The sequence below is a fragment of the Pantoea alfalfae genome, assembly GCF_019880205.1.
In the GTDB taxonomy this organism is placed as follows: domain Bacteria; phylum Pseudomonadota; class Gammaproteobacteria; order Enterobacterales; family Enterobacteriaceae; genus Pantoea; species Pantoea alfalfae.
In genome coordinates, this window is sequence record NZ_CP082296.1 from 108201 (window position 1) to 126771 (window position 18571).

Sequence of the window (18571 nt, forward strand, 5' to 3'; positions counted from 1 at the left end):
CCTTACATTCGTAGTCTAAGGTTTACCGGCTGCGGTTTCTGCCGCTTCACTTAAAAATTATTCGGCTTCTTATAGCTTTCATTTCCACGGTTTCTTCTGAACATTATTTGCGGCTGCGAAAGCTATAAGACTCCTTCATTGAAGTACCTGAGGAGAATATGGACACCAGAAACACATCGTCTGAACACCCAAAGAAACATTTCTGGAACAGGAAGCCCAAAGAGCTGACTGTTGACGACATTACCGTTATTGATAACGACATGCTGAAGCGCGCAGTTGGCGCAGCGGCGCTCGGTAACGCGATGGAATGGTTCGACTTTGGCGTATACAGCTATCTTGCCGTCATCATCGGCAAAGTCTTTTTCCCGGATGCCAACAACGCGGTGCAGCTGATTGCCACCTTTGGTACGTTTGCGGCGGCCTTCCTCGTGCGTCCGATTGGCGGCCTGGTGTTTGGCCCGCTGGGTGACCGCATCGGCCGCCAGAAAGTGCTGGCGATGACGATGATCATGATGTCGATCGGGACATTCTGCATCGGCCTGATCCCGGCCTATTCGTCGATCGGGATTATGGCCCCGATTCTGCTGCTGGTAGCACGCCTGATTCAGGGCTTCTCGACTGGCGGTGAATATGGTGGCGCAGCGACCTTTATCGCGGAGTACTCCACCGACAAACGCCGTGGCTTTATGGGCAGCTTCCTGGAGTTTGGTACCATTGGCGGCTACCTTCTGGGTGCCAGCCTGGTCACGGTGATGACCACGGTGATGTCGAACGAGGCGATGATGTCCTGGGGCTGGCGCGTGCCGTTCTTTATTGCCGCGCCGCTGGGTCTGTTCGGCCTTTATGTCCGTCTGAAACTGGAAGAGACTCCGGCATTCCAGCAGCACATGGAAAAGCAGGAAGCGCTGGAACAGAGTAAACCGCGTCTGACGCTGATGCAGATGCTAAGCAAATATCGTGCGCCCATGCTGAAATGTATCGGTCTGGTTTTGCTGTTCAACGTCTCTAACTACATGCTGACCTCTTATATGCCGAGTTACCTGACCGGCGTGCTGGGTCTGCCAGAGCTGAGTGGTCTGCTGCTAGTGATGGTGGCAATGTTCGTGATGATGCCGCTGACGCTGCTGTGGGGGCGCTGGACCGATCGCATTGGTCGTCGTCCGGTGATTGGCTTTGGTGCAGTAGGCCTGATCCTGCTTGCCATTCCGAGCTTTATGCTGATTGGCTCCGGTAATATGTGGGCGGTATTTGGCGGCCTGCTGATTCTGGGCGTGCTGCATACCTGCTTCAGCGGCACCATGCCGTCGACGCTGCCTGCCCTGTTTACCACGGATATTCGTTACAGCGCACTGGCTATCGGTTTCAACCTGTCGGTGTCGCTGTTCGGCGGTACGACACCGTTGATTACCGCGTGGCTGGTAGATACCACCAAAAACAACATGATGCCGGCCTACTACATGATGGGTGCAGGCGTGATCGGCCTGCTGACCATTCTGACGGTGCGGGAAACGGCGCGTCAGCCGCTGACCGGTTCATCGCCTGCGGTAGCAACCAAAGCGGAAGCGCATCGACTGATCGATAAGCTGCGTAAACGGCAAAAGCCCGCCACGACCGCGGCTAAATAACGTTTCTGACACCCTGCTCTGCAGGGTGTTTTTTTATCTGGCAGACGCACGCTCTACCCACCTGATTTTACTGCCCTGAAACGCGCAACTTTCGCCCGATTGCCACACAGCGCCATGCTGCACCAGCGGCGGCGATGCGCTTTGGTGCGATCGTAAAACCACAGGGTGCAGTCGGGATGTTCACAGGCACGGACTCTGCTGAAATCTTCCTGCGTGAGCAGCATTGCAGCCTGTTCTGCAACCTGTCCCAGCCGTTGCCTCACGTTCTGGCTGGCGTAAACGCGCCGGATAGTCAGCGAACCCGACTCCACGCTCAGTTGCAGGTGACTCGTTGCCTGGCCCAGCCAGACATTCAGCGCCTCAGTACTCACATTCTCACCTGCTTTATGCTGCTGCACAGCGTCACGAACAATCTGACGTAACTGACGAGCGGCCTGCACCAGCGCGCCCGGCTCATACTGCGGCGCAGATCCGTCGGTTAGTAGTCCGGCCTGTTGCAGCCAGGCTTCAACATCCTGATCGCTTTGCCAGAAATCGTATGGCCGCCCCTCTGCGATAGCTTCGGTGTTGATAAAATCCAGCGCCGGATGATCGGCCAGAAACCACGGCCCCTGGCCGGAGTGTGATTGCGTTTCCGCCATGATGTCGCCCTCATTATTGAAATCTTCTGACGCTACTGTAACCGATAAAAAAGCAGATGAGTAGTTACAGACGGCCTGATGTAACCACTAAATATCAATTTGACAGGTTACATTATCACTGCATAATAAGCCCTTGTAACCCTATAAATGCCATTTAACCAGTTACAGGAAAATATCATGAATACACACTCTGTTTCTTATCGTTATCAGCAGGCCGACGGCGTTAATGTTTTCTATCGAGAAGCGGGCGATCCATTACTGCCGGTGTTGCTACTGCTGCACGGTTTTCCCACCTCTTCTCATCAGTTTCGCAATCTCATCCCGCTTCTGTCCGATAAGTTCCATATCATCGCGCCCGATCTGCCTGGCTTTGGTTTTACTGACGTCCCCGCCGAACGTAACTATTCATGGACTTTCGACGCATTCGGCCAGACGCTGACCGCGTTTGTCGATGCACTCGGGCTGAAACGCTACGCAATGTATGTTTTCGACTATGGTGCTCCCGCAGGTCTGCGGCTGGCGCTGGCCTACCCGGATCGTGTCAGCGGACTGATATCGCAAAACGGTAATGCCTATCTGGAGGGACTGGGAGACGCCTGGGCACCGGTTCGCGCCTACTGGGACGATCCCAGCGAAGCAAATGGTGAGGTGATCCGTGACGCTATCCTGACGCTGGAAGGGGTGAAGTGGCAGTATCTGCATGGGGTAAGCGATCCGCAGCAGATCGCACCGGAAACCTATACCCTGGATACTCTGTTGATGGAGCGCCCCGGTAACAAAGATATTCAGCAGGCCCTGTTTCTCAATTACGCCAGCAATCTCAAACGCTATCCGGAATTTCAGGCATTCTTTCGCCAGCAGCAGCTCCCGACGCTGGTGATCTGGGGCAAACACGATCCTTTCTTTATTCCACCCGGCGCCTTGGCCTGGCAGCGCGATAATCCGCAGGCGGTGGTCGAGCTGCTGGACAGCGGTCACTTCGCGCTGGAGACACACACGCATCACATTGCGTCGCGCATCCGCGAGATGTTCAGTGGCGACTGATCCGTAGCGCGCAGAGGCAGGCTATTCAGCGCTGCCTCTGCAAACGTGCAGGTCATTCATTGCTAAAGCGGCCAACGGTGCTGGCCGCGCCCAGCGCATGGCCTTTCAGCTGTGCCACCAGCTCGGCCTGTGTTAACCCTGCTTTCAACTGACCCACCGGCAAATCGGTGGCGATCAGCACAAAGTTATAGTGATGCAGGCCGCTGCCTGCAGGCGGGCAAGGTCCATAATAGTGCAGTGTCCCGGGTGTATTTTTTCCGCCGGTGTAGTCCTTGCCCTTTGTCAGCGCCCCCTGCGCGAACGACGAACGGCTGGCCGGAATGTTATAGGCCACCATATGAGTCACGCCCAGCCCTTTGGCCCCGACCGGATCGGTCATCAGCAGGGCCAGACTGCGGGTGCCCGCCGGAATCGCAGACCAGTTGAGTTCGGGAGAGATATTCTCACCGGTGCAGGAAGGATTACTTTTATTAGCACCGGCAAACTTTTTATCCAGTAGGGCATTATCGCTGAAATCCTGTGATTGCAGCGTAAACACCGATGCTGCCAGCGTGGTTATTGGCAAAACAGCCAGCACCGTTGCGCAGAGTAATTTTTTCACCAGCCACTCCTTATCAGGTTAGTTCCGGATGGATTGCATCACTGCCTGCTTACTATAACGGCTTTAACGCGATTAGCCCGGCTGACAGCCCGTTTAGACATTACGGAACGGTAAATCTATGATCCCTGTCGCGCTGGCTGAGGGTGCTGACGCGTTGCCCTGTGACCCAATACCCGATATAAGTTAACGCCTGCGGCTGAGTTTTCGCCAGACACCCCGTCACTGTAACCGATAAGTGGACACTATGCAGATCGAAGATCTCCGGATTTACATCGCCGTAATACATGCTGGTAACTTCACTGCAGCCGCTGAGCAGCTGATGTTATCGAAGCAGTATGTCAGTCGCCGCATGGCCGCGCTGGAAGCGTCGTTAGGCGTACGTCTGCTGATACGTAACACCCGCAAGCTGTCAGTGACGGATGCGGGTCTGCTGTTTGCGCAGCATGCTCAGCGCATTCTGGATGAGATTCAGGAAGCCGAACTGGCGGTGTCGGAGCAGCAGCAGGCGCTGCGCGGTACCTTCCGCATCAATCTGCCGATGTCGTTTGGCATGAGCCACCTGTCACCGCTGATTGCGGAGTTTCTGAGTCATCATCCGGCACTGCAGTTTCAGATTGAGCTGGCGGATCGCTATGTTGATGTGATTGGCGAAGGCGTCGATATGGCGATTCGCATCGGCACCCTGGCAGATTCCACGCTGATTGCCCGTCCGCTGGGTGAATTGAAACGGGTAATCTGCTGCAGTCCCGGTTACCTGCAGCGGGCCGGCACGCCGCAGCAGCCCGAGGAGTTGCTGCAACACGCCTGTCTGCGCTACGGACGGGAAGGTCTGAATGGCTGGGAACTGCAGGTCAATGGCAAAGCGAAATGGCTGGCGGTTCAGGGCCCCATGGTGAGTAACAATGGCGAAGTGCTGCGTGATGCCGCCCTGGCGGGACTCGGACTGGTCTTGCTTCCCGCTTTTATCGTAGAGACAGACCTGCAAAGGGGTGAACTGGTGACGGTGCTGGACGGCTGCCAGCCGCCCCCACTCTCCCTGAATGCGGTTTACCCACAGCACCGTCAGCGCAGCGAAGTAAACCGCCAGTTACTGGCCTTTTTACAGACGCATTTAGCGCCGTAATTGAGCTAAAGCGTTTTTAATGCCGCAAAAACGCGGGCGACGGCAACCGCACCGGGATCGGGCACGCCATTCAGGTTCGCGCTGTTGAGATAAGATGATCGGCCCGCCTTTGCTTTTCCCATGCTCGCTGTTGCATCGCTGCCCTGCTGCGCTGCAACCGCTGCGGCTGCCAGCGGTTTGCCCGCCACCAGCGCCTCAATAGCGGGCTGGAGCGCATCAATCAGTGTGCGATCGCCCGGTTTAGCCCCACCATACTGCTTCATTTTTTCCAGACCCTGCTGTAAGGCGACCGGCAGGTCATCTCCTTCCGACAGGTGCTGCGCCGCGGCGGTGAAGAAGATGGCCATCAACACGCCGCTGGATCCGCCCATGACCGTGGCCAGTCGCTCACCCGTTACCGCGAGCAGGTCGGGCAGAACATTCAGTGGCAGCTGGTTATCTGCGCATTCACGCTGGATCTGACGCGCGCCAGCAGCAAAGGTCGAGCCGGTATCACCATCACCCACCTGAGCATCGAGTTTATTCAGCTCGCTTTCACTGGCGATCAGCGTTTCACAAATGCGGTTAACAAAGGCTGCGACTACCGGATTTTCTGAGGGTTGCACCGAATGCGCTGTCGCCTCTCGGGTCGCGTTAACCGGCTGAAGCGATGTGATCTTAACCGCCGGAACCCAGCCGGTCACTTCAACCGGGGCGCAGATCGCCGCTTCGAACAGCGGCGTCAGCGTCATGCAGGTAACGGAAAACCCTTTCATGTCCAGCGCGGTCATCAGCGGTGCCGGGCCAATCAGATAACAGCTTCCCCGGCTCAGCGGCGACTCAATCAGATCACGTGTGACCAGACTCATCTCCAGCGCAGACATCCCGCCAAGGTTATTCACCAGCAGCGCGCAGGGCAGATCCTTGTCTGGACCAGGCATCACCTTCTCCAGCAAATGCTGCACAATCTGCTGACTGTTCTGAGTCGGCATGACGTCAACGCCCGGCTCACCATGAATCCCCAGCCCCATTTCCACGCTGCCGTCGGGCACCCGCTGGCCGGTCTGTTCTTCCGGCAGATGACAGCTGGAAAGCGCTACCCCCATGGTGGCGATAGCACGACTGGCAGCCTCTGCGGCCTCCGTTACCGCCGTCAGATCATCACCGCGTTCGGCGACAAAGCCTGCCACTTTATGCACCAGCAACGTGCCTGCCACGCCGCGTGGCTGAGGATTGTCCGGTAAGGCTATATCATCACCGACAATCACCATATTGACGCTGAATCCTGCCTTGCGGGCTTTTTCAGCCGCCAGCCCAAAGTTGAGTCGATCGCCGGTGTAGTTTTTCACAATCAGCAGACATCCCGCGTCACCGGTAAGGTTGATGATGGCGTTATAAACCGCATCAACGCTGGGTGAGGCGAACACATCGCCACAGACGGCCGCCGTCAGCATTCCTTTGCCGATAAAACCGACGTGCGCCGGTTCATGGCCGGAACCGCCACCGGAGATCAGTGCGACCTGCTGTTTTTTCCAGTCTCTGCGCATCACGATGCGAATGTGGGGATCGACCTGCAGCCGCACCAGATTGCGCCACGGACTGGCGTAAATCATGCCATCCAGCGCGCTGTCGACGAGTTCATCATTTTTATTCATTACGAATCGGGTCATGTCTTCATTCCTCATGGACGGACAGGTTTGTAATAAAGAAGTGTTGCACACAACTGACGATGGGCATAATCCACCGCCTCTCACCGCATACCCACCAGACGAAAGCCCTGCCTGAATGAATTGCGCGCAGTACTTTTTACTAATTCATTGATTTTTATCAAATGTTCTTACCTGAAACTGAGAGGTTATACGCAGAACCTGAAAAGCGGATAACGGATCGTAGAAAACCATTTTTAACAGAGGATGTTTTGATGACCCAACGTATGATTCTGAATGAAACCGCCTGGTTTGGTGCTGGCGCATTACGTCATTTGCCTGAAGAGGTACAGCGTCGCGGGATGCGTAAAGCGCTTATTGTCACTGACAAAGCGCTGGTTGCGGCCGGTGCGCTGAAGCGGGTAACTGACCTGCTGGAACAGCATCAGCTTGCCTGGGCGGTCTTTGATGAGGTCGTTCCGAATCCGACTATCCGGGTAGTGCAGCAGGGCGTTGCCGTGTTCAGGGAATCAGGTGCTGACTACCTCATCGCCATCGGCGGTGGTTCACCGCAGGACACAAGTAAAGCGATCGGCATTATTATCAACAACCCTGAATTCGAAGACGTTCGCAGCCTGGAAGGGGTTAGCCCAACCCGTCATCCGTGCGTGCCAATCATCGCAATTCCGACCACGGCAGGCACGGCGGCAGAAGTCACTATTAACTATGTCATTACCGATGAAGAGAATCGTCGCAAGTTTGTCTGCGTCGATCCGCATGACATTCCAAAAGTGGCGATTATTGATGCGGAGATGATGGCGAGCATGCCCGCCTCGCTGAAAGCGGCCACCGGTATTGATGCCCTAACTCACGCGATTGAAGGGTACATTACGCGCGGTGCCTGGCCCCTGACTGACATGCTGCACCTCAAAGCCATTGAAATTATCAGCCAGTCGCTGCGCGAATCGGTGGCGGGAAATATTGTTGCTGTTGAGCAGATGGCGCTGGGGCAGTATGTGGCCGGTATGGGCTTCTCCAATGTCGGACTCGGTCTGGTGCATGGTATGGCACATCCCCTGGGCGCTTTTTATAACGTGCCGCACGGCGTGGCGAACGCCATTCTGCTGCCACAGGTGATGGCATGGAACGCCCCATCAACAGGCGAAAAATATCGCGATATTGCCCGTGCGATGGGCGTGAAACAGGTCGACACGCTGACGCTGGATCAGGCGCGGGAAGCGGCTGTCGCTGCAGTTCGTCAGCTCTGCCGCGATGTGGGTATTCCGCGTTCGCTGCGCGAGGTCGGCTTACAGGAGGCGGATATCCCTGCACTGGCGCAGGCGGCGCTGGATGATGTCTGCACCGGCGGTAACCCTCGTACCCCGGATCTGGAAGCGGTGATGGCACTCTATCGTCAGAGTTAAAACGCGTACGCTGTTTAGTCATGCACTGCCATGTCTGGCCCGCCCACCATAGCGGGCTTTTTTACGTCAGGGTAACGGTCAGTCAGCAAGCGTTCGCCAGGGGATGTACAGATAGGATGACGGCATCAGCAAAGGTTCGACCCACATTTCCCGCCACGGTTTCAGCCTGAAATCGCCCGTTATCATCATCGATGTCAGAGCGTAAATCAGCCATATTGACCGATAATTTCTTTAGATGCTTAACCCTGATTCACTTGATCTGGATCACAAAAATCCGCATCATGCGCAGCGAAAACCATAATGACACTGCGGAGATATCAATGACACTGTACCAGGGTATGCTAATTTTTTATGCCGTTGTTGCACTGGTCGCGACGCTAATCACTTTCTTCATCGCCAAAGATAAGCTGAGCATCAAACTGCTGAGCGCTTTTCTGGTGGGTGCCACCTGGCCGATGAGTTTTCCTGTTGCGCTGATGTTTGCGCTGTTTTAATTGACATTATCCCCTTAGCGACCACACTCAGGTAAGACGTCCCTGACCTGCCAACCGCCGATCACCGACGTGACCTTGCTCAAAAGGGTTAATAAGGAGCGGATATGCGCGTATTCAGTGTGATGATTCTGGTTTCTCTTCTCAGTGCCTGCAGTGCCCCGTGGCACGCTGAAAAAACGGTTCCCGCGGCCGAAACCCGTCAGCAGACCTGCCAGCCCGGATCTAATCCCAGCCAGAACGACTGTGGTCACTTCCCTGAGCCTGAGTTCCACTAATCACTCATACAGCGATCGCGGCGGCGAGATCGCATTTACGCTATTTCATCATATAACAAGGCTTTACAGGCCGCTAACCGGTCAGTAAAGTAGCGCCCAGACATCAATTCTGATGCGTAAGCGTTAACGTCAACCAACGCCCCCGCAGCACTGCTGCATGTGATGATCCCTGCCATGATGCCTGTACAACAGCAAGCTAAACCCCTCGCTGCGTTTTCCAGCGCCAGCTTTTTTTTGTTCGTCCTGCTGCTCACCGCAGCAAATCTTCGGGCACCGATTACCGCCGTCGGGCCGGTGCTGCAGGATGTCCGCCAGACCTTTGGCCTCAGCGCCAGCGAAGCAGGCCTGTTTAACTTTATTCCACTGATGCTTTTTGCCCTGCTCGCCCCGCCTGCCGCCTGGCTGGGAAATCGGGTCGGGCTGGAGCGCAGTTTGTGGAGTGCACTGTGCCTGATTACTGCTGGTTCACTGTTGCGCTGGTTGCCTGCTGAAGCGGCATTATGGAGCGGAACGCTGCTGCTGAGCGCAGGTATTGCCGCGGCCAACGTACTGCTGCCGCCCCTGATTAAGCGCGATTTCACCGCCCATACCGCCAGATACATTGGCCTTTATGCCGCCACCATGTCGATTACTGCCAGCCTCGCGTCGGGCATTGCCGTGCCGCTGAGCGAGCTCTCAACGGCGGGCTGGCGACTCTCACTGGTTGTCTGGGCGCTGCCAGGGCTGGTTGCGCTGCTCGCCTGGCTGCCGCTTTTACGTCAGCGGCAGTCATCTTTAGCGTCGGCTGAAGCCCCTGTTGCACATCGTCATGCGTGGCGCTCAGCCGGTGGCTGGCAAATCGCCCTGTTTATGGCACTGCAATCGCTGGCATTTTATACCCTGATCGACTGGTTTGCCGTGTTTGCTCAGGATAATGGCTTCACTCAGGCGCAGGCTGGGTGGCTGCTGTTCTGGTATCAGGCAATTGCAATCGTTGCTAATCTGGCCTGTATGGTTGCGCTGAAGCGGGTAAAAGATGCCCGGCTCACCGCATTCATTGCTTCCTCGGGTATTTTCCTCGGTATGTCAGGTCTGCTGCTTAATCCGCAATGGGCGTTGATCTGGCTGACACTGGCCGGACTGGGTGCCGGGGCTTCACTGGTGCTCTGCCTCTCGCTGTTTAATCTGCGCGCCACACATCACCGTCAGGCCTCACAACTTTCAGGCATGGCGCAATGTGTGGGCTATGCACTGGCAGCCCTGGGCCCGCTGTTTTTTGGCGTGCTCCATGAACAGAGCGGTAACTGGACGCTGCCCTTCAGTGTGCTGGCACTGCTGAGCCTGTTACAGATGGTATTGGCTCCGCTGGCAGCACAGTCAAAACCCATCAGCTGAAAATGCGGCTCAGCGACTCATAACAGATGACTGGCCGGTCGCAAATGCATCACGCATTGCCGGCCAGCGTAAACCGACGGGAGAAAAGTGCGTGTCTGAACTAAATAATGCTCTGCTGCAGGAGGTCCTGGATCAGGTGCGTCCGCTGGTCCATCGGGGAAAAGTCGCTGACTATATCCCCGCGCTGGCCGATGTTGCGGCCGACAATCTGGCCATTGCCGTTTGCCTGCGTGACGGCACCCTCTTTCAGGCGGGCGATGCGGAGACGCGCTTTTCGATTCAGTCGATATCCAAAGCGCTATCGCTGACTGTGGCACTGACCCGCTATGACGACAGTGAAATCTGGCAGCGGGTTGGCAAAGAGCCATCAGGCCAGCCATTTAATTCACTGGTCCAGCTGGAGCTGGAACAGGGCAAGCCACGTAATCCGTTTATCAATGCCGGTGCGCTGGTGATTTGCGATCTGCTGGAAACCCGCCTGACGGCGCCACGCCAGCGAATGCTGGAAATTGTGCGCCAGCTTAGCCAGCAGCCCGATATCAATTATGATCGCCACGTTGCCCGCTCTGAATTTGAACATTCTGCCCGCAATGCCGCGATAGCCTGGCTGATGAAGTCGTTTGGTAATTTCGATAATGATGTCACCAGCGTCATGCAGACCTATTTCCACTATTGCTCACTGTCGATGAACTGCGTTGAACTGGCGCGCACCTTCATCTATCTGGCTAATCAGGGTAAAACACTGGATGGCAGCCAGATGATTACACCGCGTCAGGCGCGGCAGATTAACGCACTGATGATCACCAGCGGGATGTATGATGGCGCAGGCGAATTCGCGTGGCGGGTTGGGATGCCTGCAAAGTCGGGCGTAGGTGGCGGAATTATTGCCGTCATCCCTGGCGAGATGAGCATTGCCGTCTGGTCACCCGGGCTGGACAGCGCAGGTAATTCGCTGGCGGGCACTGCTGTGCTGGAATTGCTGACGGAAAAGCTGGGGCGCTCGATATTTTGATACTGAGCGCGCAAATAACAGGCTCGCCGTGATGAAAAGCGATGGAGTTCCCATGATTCCGGCAAGCTGATTTTATATTTTCAGTGCAGTACGCTGGCGATTTGAGTCGTCAGCGTTAATCAGCGCTCAAAAAATTCTTAGCGCGAAATCTGTGCCAGCTCCTGTACAAAGGTTTTGGCGTTTGAGACTTCGCCCGCCTGCACAATGCAGTTTGCCAATGATTATCACCTGCGATGAAGAGTGATCGCCTGCCATCAAAATGGATACCAGCTTGTCCATCAGTTCTGCCAGATCACGTTGCCGGATATGTTTCTGCAACAGGGTCAGTGCCGCCATGCTGCGGTGTTGCATGATCTCATCGTCAGGAATCGTCGTGACATCGACCAGTGGAAAACTGTGGCTGTAAAGCCTGTCCGCCAGCAACGGGTCGTCGAACTCATCCAGCCACCGGGTCGAATAAGGATAGGGGGTGCGTCTGCCCACGTAAAACAGTATGGGTATTACCCGCGGCAATCTCTTGTGCCCAGCTTCAGGATGGCGCTGCATGGCAGCCACTGCATAGCGCATCAGCCGAAATGCCATATGTTTGTCAGGTGATGACTGATGCTCAATGAGTACATGGATCTATCCATTGCCAGCGGTAGTTTTACGACTGTAAAGCACATCGCTAACGTACTGCCGAAGGTCATCCTCGACAAACGACCCCGACTCCAGCTTCAGTGTGCTGAGATCACAGCGTTGGCACAACTCTGGCGGCAGGTGCAGCGCCAGGAAATCCCGGGCAATATCCGGCTGAGTCAGAAATTGCCGGAATGTCGCATCATGAGGCGTGTGCGTGCTGTTGTTCTTTTTCACTGACCAGACTCCTTTCTGTTCCTGAAGCGCTGACAACGGCTGATTCAGCAGGATAAAAGGCGCTAAATCCTGTAGCGCACGAACGTTTAAAGACCGGATGGAAATAACGAAATGAATACTCTGATGATTGAACCCCGTAAAACGCTTTTCCTGAATTCTACGAGGTTGCTCTGAATATTAACGAATTGCAGGCCTCAGAAAGCCATTCGACCCAGCTCAGCTCACCACATTAACCGGCTCGCCCTGAATAAAGGCCGCAATATTGGCCATCACACCCGTCACCAGATTCTCTACGCCGCTGCGACTCGCCCAGGCAATGTGCGGCGTCAGCAGCAGATTGGGCAAATCTGCCAGCAGCGGGTTATCTGCAGAGGGTGGTTCGCTGCTCAGAACATCCAGCGCCGCGCCGCCAATCAGCCCCTGCTTTAATGCCTCAGCAAGATCGGCCTCGTTAATGAGGCCACCACGCGCGGTGTTAATCAGCAGCGCATGCGGTTTCATTTTCTCCAGCGCCTCGCGATCAATCATCTGACGGGTGCTGTCACTCAATGGGCAGTGCAGCGAAATAATATCGCTGGTGGCCAGCATCTGCTCAAAGCTGACATAGCCCTCACGCACCCGATCACTGCCTTTGCGCTCCGCGTACTGGACCTTCATTCCCAGCGCCTGGGCCAGCCTGCCGACCGCCTGACCGATATCACCTTTGCCCGCGATACCCAGCGTGGCGCCGCCAATATCCCCTATTGGCTGACGATGCAGACAAAAGTGCTGCGCCTGCGGCCAGTCGATGCGGGTATTAACGGCATAAGCCATCATGTGACGACGCAAGGCGAAAATGGCGGCGATTACCGCCTCCGACACGCTCTGAGAAGAGTAGCCGGGTACATTACTGACCACGATGCCGCGGACGCGGCAGGCCTCTGTATCAATACAGTCATAACCGGTTGCCGCAATACAGATAAAGCGCAGTTCAGGAAGCTGCGCCAGGGTGTCGGCACACAACGGCACCTTATTGGTAATCGCAACCGTCGCGCCCGTGAGCGAAGAGACAATGTCACTGACCGGTGTTTGTGCGCGAATCTCCCAGTCAGCCTGTAGTTGTCCGATCGGCAGAGAGACAGGCAGTGTGTCACCATCCAGCATTACAATTTTCATCTTCATTCCTTTATGGGTTCGGTTAAATGCAACCGACTCATTAATGTTATTTGTATGTATTTAACGAGTAACATCTAAGTTAAATGATGCTGGAATTAAAGTGAATATGTTCAAAGAGTGCGAATTTTTTCGGAACAGATGCCACTTTATTTAACCCTTTTATCCCCTTCGCGTTACACTGCCGCCCGTAATTTTCACCCTTGCGCCCGTTACAATCATGCAGAAATCTTCACTCAGACATCGACTCACTGCCGGTATTGCGATACTGGCCGTGCTGCTGTTGTTTGTCGCCCCGATGATTTCAAAGAATCTGGCTGAGCATCACGCCACAATGCAGCGTGTCTCCGCTATGAGCGCAGAGATGCCGATGATGCATCATCACAGCGAAATGATGTCAATGGCGGACCATGGGATGATGATGGATCCTGGTTTTGCCTGTGGTTACTGCGATTTACTGGTGCATGTGCCGCTGATGCTCTGGGTCTTTATCCCGTTCATCGGGTGGATGAGCCTGATCAGCCGCACCCCGCCGCCCTTTGCGATTAATCCGCCTCCGTGGCGATGGATGTTGCGTCTCCACCGACCACGAGCGCCGCCCGCTTTCACGTCACACTCACTGCTTTCTGATTCGATTGCGTGACAACGTCACCCAATCGCCTTTGTCTTTTGAAAAGTGTGGAATGCTATGTCCTCTTCTCAGGAAATTATCCCTGCACCGCGCGGCACGCTGTTTAATCTGTTTCGCCGCCTGCATTTTTATATCGGTCTGTTTATCGCACCGTTCATTTTTGTCGCCGCGCTCACCGGCACGCTCTACGTTCTGACGCCGCAGCTGGAACAGGCTATCTACCACGATGCCCTGACCACCGATGCACAGGGCCAGGCACAGCCGTTGTCAGCCCAGATTGCCGCCGCACGTGCGCGTGCGGGTGAGTCTGCACGTATCTACGCCGTGCGTCCCGCACCGGGTCCGCATGATACAACCCGCGTGCAGTTTGCTGAGCCTCAGCTTGGCCCATCGGAATCACGATCGCTGTTTATCGATCCCTACACTCTGCAGGTGAAAGGCGATATGACGGTGTATGGCACCAGCGGTGTGTTGCCGCTGCGCATGTGGCTGGATCAGCTGCATCGCGGCCTGCTGCTCGGCGATTTTGGCCGTAACTACAGCGAGCTGGCAGCCTCATGGCTGTGGGTCGCTGCGCTGGGTGGGATCATCTTATGGTCCGGCACCCGGCCACCACGTACCCGTAAGAAAGTGCGCAGCGGATTTGCGGCAACGCGTCACTGGCACGTTACGCTGGGTCTGCTGCTGGCTATCGGGCTGGTGTTCTTTTCGGTAACGGGACTGACCTGGTCACAGTGGGCAGGCAACAATATCGAAAAGATGCGCAGCGACTTTGGCTGGAAAACGCCGCAGGTTAATACCGCACTGAACGGTGACGCGCCCGCCGAAGCAGCCGATCCGCATGCTGACCATCGCGGTGCGATGGAAGGCATGACGATGTCCGGCATGACCATGCCAGCCAGAATCGCCGCGCCAGTGGTTCTCAATCAACCGAATGCCAGCTGGGATCAGGCACTGGCAGCAGCACGTCAGGCCGGACTGCACGCCGCGAAACTGGAGCTGCGTCAGCCTAAGAACGCAGAACAGGCCTGGACAGTTTCGGAGATTGACCGCAGCTGGCCAAGTCAGGTTGATGCGGTTTCTATCAATCCGGCTGATTTCAGCGTGGTCGACCGCGTTGAATTCGCCAGCTTCCCGCTGGTGGCAAAACTGACCCGCTGGGGCGTGGATGCGCATATGGGGGTACTGTTTGGTCTGCCTAACCAACTGATTCTGGCCCTGTTCGGCTTTGGACTCTGTGCGATGATAGTGCTGGGCTACCGCATGTGGTGGATTCGCCGCCCGGCGGTTCCCCAGCTCAGCCCATCGCAGACGCTGTTGTCCATCTGGCTTGCACTGCCGCGTTATACGCAGGGCACCAGCGTGATAGTGATGCTGGCGCTGGGTTATGCGCTGCCTGTCCTGGGCATCAGCCTGGTGGTGCTGATCCTGCTGGATATTCAGCGCTGGCGCAGCGCGCAGCATGCGTCGGTCATTCGGGAAGAAATTGCGCCAGATAAGCAGTCGCCGCTGGCTATAGTCCAGTCACGCTTCGCCGGAAAGCGCAAAGAGATGCGCTATTTTCTCCGCAGCGTCACGGTGCTGGCGCTGATTGTGATTTCAGTGATGGCGAATGCGATGATCGGCGGCGTAATTGACCAGTATCAGATCCCCTTCAGCCACTGGTCACTGACCATGTATATCACCCAGGCGATGATGATCCTGCTCTACTCCACGGTCTTTACCGGGCTATTGTCGATCCCACTCTGGTATTTCTTCCTGGGTGAGAGCGACGAACAGGGCAAATAAGCAGATGACACACCGCGTTATTTTTTATTCAAAATAACTGACGAAGCCGGGCAAATCATCCGGCTTCTCATTCTGCGCCTGAGGTCTATGATCGTTGTTATGCCTTCCTTTATCTGAGAACTCATCATGAATATTGTGCGAGCTAATTCTGAACAACTCTTTGAGTACGGTCCTTTTACCGTTCGTCGTCAGCGGCCTGGCGAGGCGCTTAGCCCGTTGCTCATTGTTGACCTGATGTCGCTGAAACTGGATGCCCGGATCCCGATGCAGCAGCATCAGGACGAAGAAGTGTTCACCTACCTGTGGCGCGGTTCAATGCAGCATCAGGACAGCAACGGCGAGCGTACTCAGCTCTCTGCGAAAAAGGTAATGGTGGTGAATGCCGGTGAGGGTGTTCAGTACGAAGAATCAGTGCCGCTGTATGAAGCGGAACTGTTGCAGGCCGTTATCCGGCCTTCACTGCCGGGCGGTGAAGCGATGACTCAGGTGCTGGAGCGCGATCAGGGCATTATGACTAACGGCTGGACCGAACTGGCCGGGCCGGAAGAGTCTGATGCCCCGCTGGAATTGCGCCAGGAAGTCTATATCTACGATACGCTGCTGGAGCGTAACCAGACGGTGGACGTGCCCTCGATGCCGGGCTTTGTGGCTTATCTGATCGTGCTGGAAGGAATTATTCGCATCGGCGATCAGCGACTCAGTCGCGGCGATGCGGTGAGCGGGCTGGATAGCAGCATGGAGGTTACCGGGGATCGGGATGCCAATCTGGTCTGCTTCCTGGTGAAGCCTGATAATGTTGCATAACAAAGCGCGGGATAATCCCGCGCTTTTCTTTTGATGGGCGATTTAAAGCGTTTTACGTTGCTGCATCGCCTGCACCCGCTTATAGACATGATCAAACTGACGTACATCGTCGCGTAGCCAGTGGCGTTGTGTCAGCGGTGCATCATCCAGTGCCTGCGGCAGCGGCACGCCGGCCAGCGATCCCCGGCAGCAAAAGGCGCGCGCCAGCGTCGCCGTAGTGATGCCAATGTAGCGGGCAAACTCAGGTAAGGTCATCAGTGCAGTGCTCATATTCCACCTCCTGTTAACAAAATATTCCCTGCATTTTCAGCCCAAATCTTTAATGCATTTATTGATCTGAAACATAGATATGGTACTAATCTTCTGCCTGCTGATGAGATAGCTCGTCTCGCCTGCCGTAAAACGAAAAGAAGTGAGGACCCCGTGCGCCATTATGGATTGATGATAGCCCTGCTGTTTTCCGGCTTTACAGCTGCTCATACTCTGACACCCGGTCAGCCTGTCCCGCCGGTCTACATTGCCGACAAAGGCGAAATGGTGCTGAACCAGGGTGACATCGATTATCAGCGCTGGAACAGTCAGACACTGACCGGAAAAGTGCGTCTGGTGATTCATGTTGCTGGCCGGCTTTCTGCGAAAGATCAGAGTGCCTCCTTAATTAAAGCCATTCAGCAGGCCCAACTGCCGCGTGACCGCTTCCAGACTACCACCATCGTAAATACCGACGATGCCCTGCCCGGCAGTGCCATTTTTGTGGTGCGCAGCATCGCCTCCAGCAAAAAAGCAGCACCCTGGCAGCAATTTATTATCGACAGCAGTGGCGTCACTGCGCATAGCTGGCATCTTCAGCCGGAAAGCGCGTCTGTCGTGGTGATTGATCGGGAAGGGATTGTACGCTTCGCTAAAGATGGCGCATTATCGGATGAGGATGTCACCAGCGTGATGAAAGCGCTGCGCGCATTACTGGGCTGATTCAGGCAATATAGTGGTCAGGACGGTGCGTTAAAACGCGGAATGCTGCTGAATTCGCCGACAATTTTATCACTGTGAGCTACGCTTAGTTGTAATGGATTTACCCGCCGTTCTTTGAAAACCTGCCAACTATGCTGTGGCAGTCGGGGACGATTATTGAAGATGGCATCGAATCATTTCGACCTGCTGTGACTTCCTCTGTAGATAAGGACAGCCATGATGACGGTCTGTGCAGAACAACACGTCAATTTCAGCCATAGTGATGCAGCCACCCTGTTGAACGACATTGAGCAGCGGCTTGATCAGCTTTTACCGGTGGAGAGTGAACGTGATTTAGTTGGCGAGGCAATGCGCGAGGGTGCGCTGGCACCGGGAAAGCGTATCCGCCCGCTGCTGCTGCTGCTGGCCGCGCGCGATCTCGGCTGTAGCGCCACCCCTGCCGGGCTGCTTGATCTCGCCTGCGCGGTTGAGATGGTGCACGCCGCCTCCCTGATTCTGGATGACATGCCCTGCATGGATGATGCGCAGTTGCGTCGCGGACGTCCGACCATTCACTGCCAGTATGGTGAACATGTCGCGATTCTGGCCGCAGTGGCGCTGCTGAGTAAGGCTTTTGGCGTGGTTGCAATGGCTGAAGGCTTAACGGCAGCTGCCAGAGCTGATGCGGTCGCGGAGCTATCTCACGCTGTAGGCATGCAGGGTCTGGTGCAGGGTCAGTTCAAGGATCTTTCAGAAGGTGACAAGCCACGCAGTGCCGACGCCATTCTGATGACCAATCACTACAAAACCAGCACCCTGTTCTGCGCCTCTATGCAGATGGCCTCTATTGTGGCGGAAACGCCAAAAGAGGCGCGCGAACAGCTACACCGCTTCTCGCTTAATCTCGGTCAGGCCTTTCAGCTGCTGGACGATCTCACTGACGGCATGGCGGATACCGGCAAAGATGCCCATCAGGATGAGGGGAAATCGACGCTGGTCAATCTGCTGGGGCCTCAGGCGGTTGAAACGCGACTGCGCGATCATCTGCGCTGTGCCAGTGAGCATCTGCTTTCGGCCTGCCAGGACGGTTATGCCACTCATCATTTTGTTCAGGCCTGGTTTGAGAAAAAACTCGCTGCCGTCAGTTAAGGA

General features: G+C 55.6%; 18 protein-coding genes and 1 pseudogene. 13 read left to right on the forward strand and 6 right to left on the reverse strand.

Translation table 11 applies throughout. The features are described from left to right. Positions 1-158: 158 nt before the first annotated feature. Positions 159-1625: a glycine betaine/L-proline transporter ProP gene (gene proP / locus K6R05_RS21350; RefSeq protein ID WP_095708080.1), complete on the forward strand. Its 1467-nt coding sequence runs from the start codon at positions 159-161 to the stop codon at positions 1623-1625. A gap of 53 nt (positions 1626-1678) precedes the next feature. On the opposite strand, the gene K6R05_RS21355 is transcribed toward proP, so the two are convergent. Next, the gene (locus K6R05_RS21355; protein ID WP_222925819.1) at positions 1679-2266 is read right to left on the reverse strand and encodes a CGNR zinc finger domain-containing protein; all 588 of its coding nucleotides are present in this window, start codon (positions 2264-2266) and stop codon (positions 1679-1681) included. Between the two features lie 177 nt (positions 2267-2443). Here K6R05_RS21355 and K6R05_RS21360 point away from each other — a divergent pair, with 177 nt between their 5' ends. Next, positions 2444-3310: an alpha/beta fold hydrolase gene (locus tag K6R05_RS21360; RefSeq protein ID WP_222925820.1), complete on the forward strand. Its 867-nt coding sequence runs from the start codon at positions 2444-2446 to the stop codon at positions 3308-3310. Positions 3311-3362: 52 nt separating this feature from the next. Here K6R05_RS21360 and K6R05_RS21365 read toward each other — a convergent pair whose 3' ends face one another. Continuing rightward, positions 3363-3911, reverse strand: a complete 549-nt coding sequence (locus tag K6R05_RS21365; RefSeq protein ID WP_222925821.1) for a YbhB/YbcL family Raf kinase inhibitor-like protein — start codon at positions 3909-3911, stop codon at positions 3363-3365. Positions 3912-4155: 244 nt separating this feature from the next. Here K6R05_RS21365 and K6R05_RS21370 point away from each other — a divergent pair, with 244 nt between their 5' ends. After that, entirely contained in the window at positions 4156-5034 is an 879-nt protein-coding gene (locus K6R05_RS21370) for a LysR family transcriptional regulator (protein ID WP_222925822.1), read from the forward strand. Positions 5035-5039: 5 nt separating this feature from the next. Here the strand turns inward: K6R05_RS21370 and K6R05_RS21375 are convergent, their stop codons facing one another. Further along, on the reverse strand, positions 5040-6683 hold the full coding sequence (locus K6R05_RS21375) for a dihydroxyacetone kinase subunit DhaK (protein WP_222925823.1): 1644 nt from the start codon (positions 6681-6683) through the stop codon (positions 5040-5042). A 251-nt stretch (positions 6684-6934) separates the two neighbouring features. On the opposite strand from K6R05_RS21375, the gene fucO reads away from it, so the two are divergent. From fucO to glsB, 5 genes are all read left to right on the forward strand, one after another. Beyond that, positions 6935-8083 (forward strand): lactaldehyde reductase, encoded by a 1149-nt coding sequence (gene fucO / locus K6R05_RS21380; RefSeq protein WP_161735424.1) that lies wholly within the window; start codon positions 6935-6937, stop codon positions 8081-8083. A 320-nt stretch (positions 8084-8403) separates the two neighbouring features. Then, positions 8404-8577 (forward strand): GhoT/OrtT family toxin, encoded by a 174-nt coding sequence (locus tag K6R05_RS21385; RefSeq protein ID WP_008924737.1) that lies wholly within the window; start codon positions 8404-8406, stop codon positions 8575-8577. A 104-nt stretch (positions 8578-8681) separates the two neighbouring features. Further along, a complete protein-coding gene (locus K6R05_RS21390) occupies positions 8682-8852 on the forward strand; it encodes a hypothetical protein (RefSeq protein ID WP_202605013.1) in 171 nt (56 codons plus the stop codon). A 174-nt stretch (positions 8853-9026) separates the two neighbouring features. Further along, the gene (locus K6R05_RS21395; RefSeq protein ID WP_161735422.1) at positions 9027-10226 is read left to right on the forward strand and encodes a CynX/NimT family MFS transporter; all 1200 of its coding nucleotides are present in this window, start codon (positions 9027-9029) and stop codon (positions 10224-10226) included. A gap of 91 nt (positions 10227-10317) precedes the next feature. Continuing rightward, complete coding sequence (gene glsB, locus K6R05_RS21400; protein ID WP_222925824.1) at positions 10318-11238, forward strand: glutaminase B; 921 nt, start codon at positions 10318-10320, stop codon at positions 11236-11238. Between the two features lie 149 nt (positions 11239-11387). Here the strand turns inward: glsB and K6R05_RS21405 are convergent. Together K6R05_RS21405 and K6R05_RS21410 are read right to left on the reverse strand one after the other, a co-directional pair. Next, positions 11388-12093: pseudogene (locus tag K6R05_RS21405) on the reverse strand (Rpn family recombination-promoting nuclease/putative transposase); the annotation flags it as partial. A 216-nt stretch (positions 12094-12309) separates the two neighbouring features. Next, positions 12310-13248 (reverse strand): D-2-hydroxyacid dehydrogenase, encoded by a 939-nt coding sequence (locus K6R05_RS21410; RefSeq protein WP_222925825.1) that lies wholly within the window; start codon positions 13246-13248, stop codon positions 12310-12312. A 217-nt stretch (positions 13249-13465) separates the two neighbouring features. On the opposite strand from K6R05_RS21410, the gene K6R05_RS21415 reads away from it, so the two are divergent. The 3 genes from K6R05_RS21415 to K6R05_RS21425 all read left to right on the forward strand — a co-directional run bounded on the left by K6R05_RS21415 (position 13466) and on the right by K6R05_RS21425 (position 16468). Further along, positions 13466-13888, forward strand: a complete 423-nt coding sequence (locus tag K6R05_RS21415; protein WP_222925826.1) for a DUF2946 domain-containing protein — start codon at positions 13466-13468, stop codon at positions 13886-13888. A gap of 45 nt (positions 13889-13933) precedes the next feature. Beyond that, the gene (locus K6R05_RS21420; RefSeq protein WP_222925827.1) at positions 13934-15664 is read left to right on the forward strand and encodes a DUF2534 family protein; all 1731 of its coding nucleotides are present in this window, start codon (positions 13934-13936) and stop codon (positions 15662-15664) included. A gap of 126 nt (positions 15665-15790) precedes the next feature. After that, a complete protein-coding gene (locus tag K6R05_RS21425) occupies positions 15791-16468 on the forward strand; it encodes a pirin family protein (protein WP_161735412.1) in 678 nt (225 codons plus the stop codon). Positions 16469-16510: 42 nt separating this feature from the next. Here K6R05_RS21425 and K6R05_RS21430 read toward each other — a convergent pair whose 3' ends face one another. Further along, positions 16511-16738, reverse strand: coding sequence for a hypothetical protein (locus K6R05_RS21430; RefSeq protein ID WP_161735411.1), 228 nt, complete (start codon positions 16736-16738; stop codon positions 16511-16513). Positions 16739-16909: 171 nt separating this feature from the next. Here K6R05_RS21430 and K6R05_RS21435 point away from each other — a divergent pair, with 171 nt between their 5' ends. Together K6R05_RS21435 and K6R05_RS21440 are read left to right on the forward strand one after the other, a co-directional pair. Beyond that, a complete protein-coding gene (locus K6R05_RS21435; RefSeq protein WP_161735468.1) occupies positions 16910-17440 on the forward strand; it encodes a YtfJ family protein in 531 nt (176 codons plus the stop codon). A 219-nt stretch (positions 17441-17659) separates the two neighbouring features. Then, positions 17660-18568, forward strand: a complete 909-nt coding sequence (locus tag K6R05_RS21440; protein WP_222925872.1) for a polyprenyl synthetase family protein — start codon at positions 17660-17662, stop codon at positions 18566-18568. The last annotated feature ends 3 nt before the right edge of the window (positions 18569-18571 follow it).

What these genes read in the sequence shown, in the direction of transcription:
- K6R05_RS21385 (WP_008924737.1), top strand. Translation starts at nt 8,404, where the DNA reads ATGACACTGTACCAGGGTATGCTAATTTTTTATGCCGTTGTTGCACTG.
- K6R05_RS21390 (WP_202605013.1), top strand. Translation starts at nt 8,682, where the DNA reads ATGCGCGTATTCAGTGTGATGATTCTGGTTTCTCTTCTCAGTGCCTGC.
- K6R05_RS21370 (WP_222925822.1), top strand. Translation starts at nt 4,156, where the DNA reads ATGCAGATCGAAGATCTCCGGATTTACATCGCCGTAATACATGCTGGT.
- K6R05_RS21355 (WP_222925819.1), bottom strand. Translation starts at nt 2,266, where the DNA reads ATGGCGGAAACGCAATCACACTCCGGCCAGGGGCCGTGGTTTCTGGCC.
- K6R05_RS21395 (WP_161735422.1), top strand. Translation starts at nt 9,027, where the DNA reads ATGATGCCTGTACAACAGCAAGCTAAACCCCTCGCTGCGTTTTCCAGC.
- K6R05_RS21430 (WP_161735411.1), bottom strand. Translation starts at nt 16,738, where the DNA reads ATGAGCACTGCACTGATGACCTTACCTGAGTTTGCCCGCTACATTGGC.
- fucO (WP_161735424.1), top strand. Translation starts at nt 6,935, where the DNA reads ATGACCCAACGTATGATTCTGAATGAAACCGCCTGGTTTGGTGCTGGC.
- K6R05_RS21440 (WP_222925872.1), top strand. Translation starts at nt 17,660, where the DNA reads ATGACGGTCTGTGCAGAACAACACGTCAATTTCAGCCATAGTGATGCA.
- proP (WP_095708080.1), top strand. Translation starts at nt 159, where the DNA reads ATGGACACCAGAAACACATCGTCTGAACACCCAAAGAAACATTTCTGG.
- K6R05_RS21415 (WP_222925826.1), top strand. Translation starts at nt 13,466, where the DNA reads ATGCAGAAATCTTCACTCAGACATCGACTCACTGCCGGTATTGCGATA.
- K6R05_RS21425 (WP_161735412.1), top strand. Translation starts at nt 15,791, where the DNA reads ATGAATATTGTGCGAGCTAATTCTGAACAACTCTTTGAGTACGGTCCT.
- K6R05_RS21435 (WP_161735468.1), top strand. Translation starts at nt 16,910, where the DNA reads ATGATAGCCCTGCTGTTTTCCGGCTTTACAGCTGCTCATACTCTGACA.
- K6R05_RS21410 (WP_222925825.1), bottom strand. Translation starts at nt 13,248, where the DNA reads ATGAAAATTGTAATGCTGGATGGTGACACACTGCCTGTCTCTCTGCCG.
- K6R05_RS21375 (WP_222925823.1), bottom strand. Translation starts at nt 6,683, where the DNA reads ATGACCCGATTCGTAATGAATAAAAATGATGAACTCGTCGACAGCGCG.
- K6R05_RS21420 (WP_222925827.1), top strand. Translation starts at nt 13,934, where the DNA reads ATGTCCTCTTCTCAGGAAATTATCCCTGCACCGCGCGGCACGCTGTTT.
- K6R05_RS21360 (WP_222925820.1), top strand. Translation starts at nt 2,444, where the DNA reads ATGAATACACACTCTGTTTCTTATCGTTATCAGCAGGCCGACGGCGTT.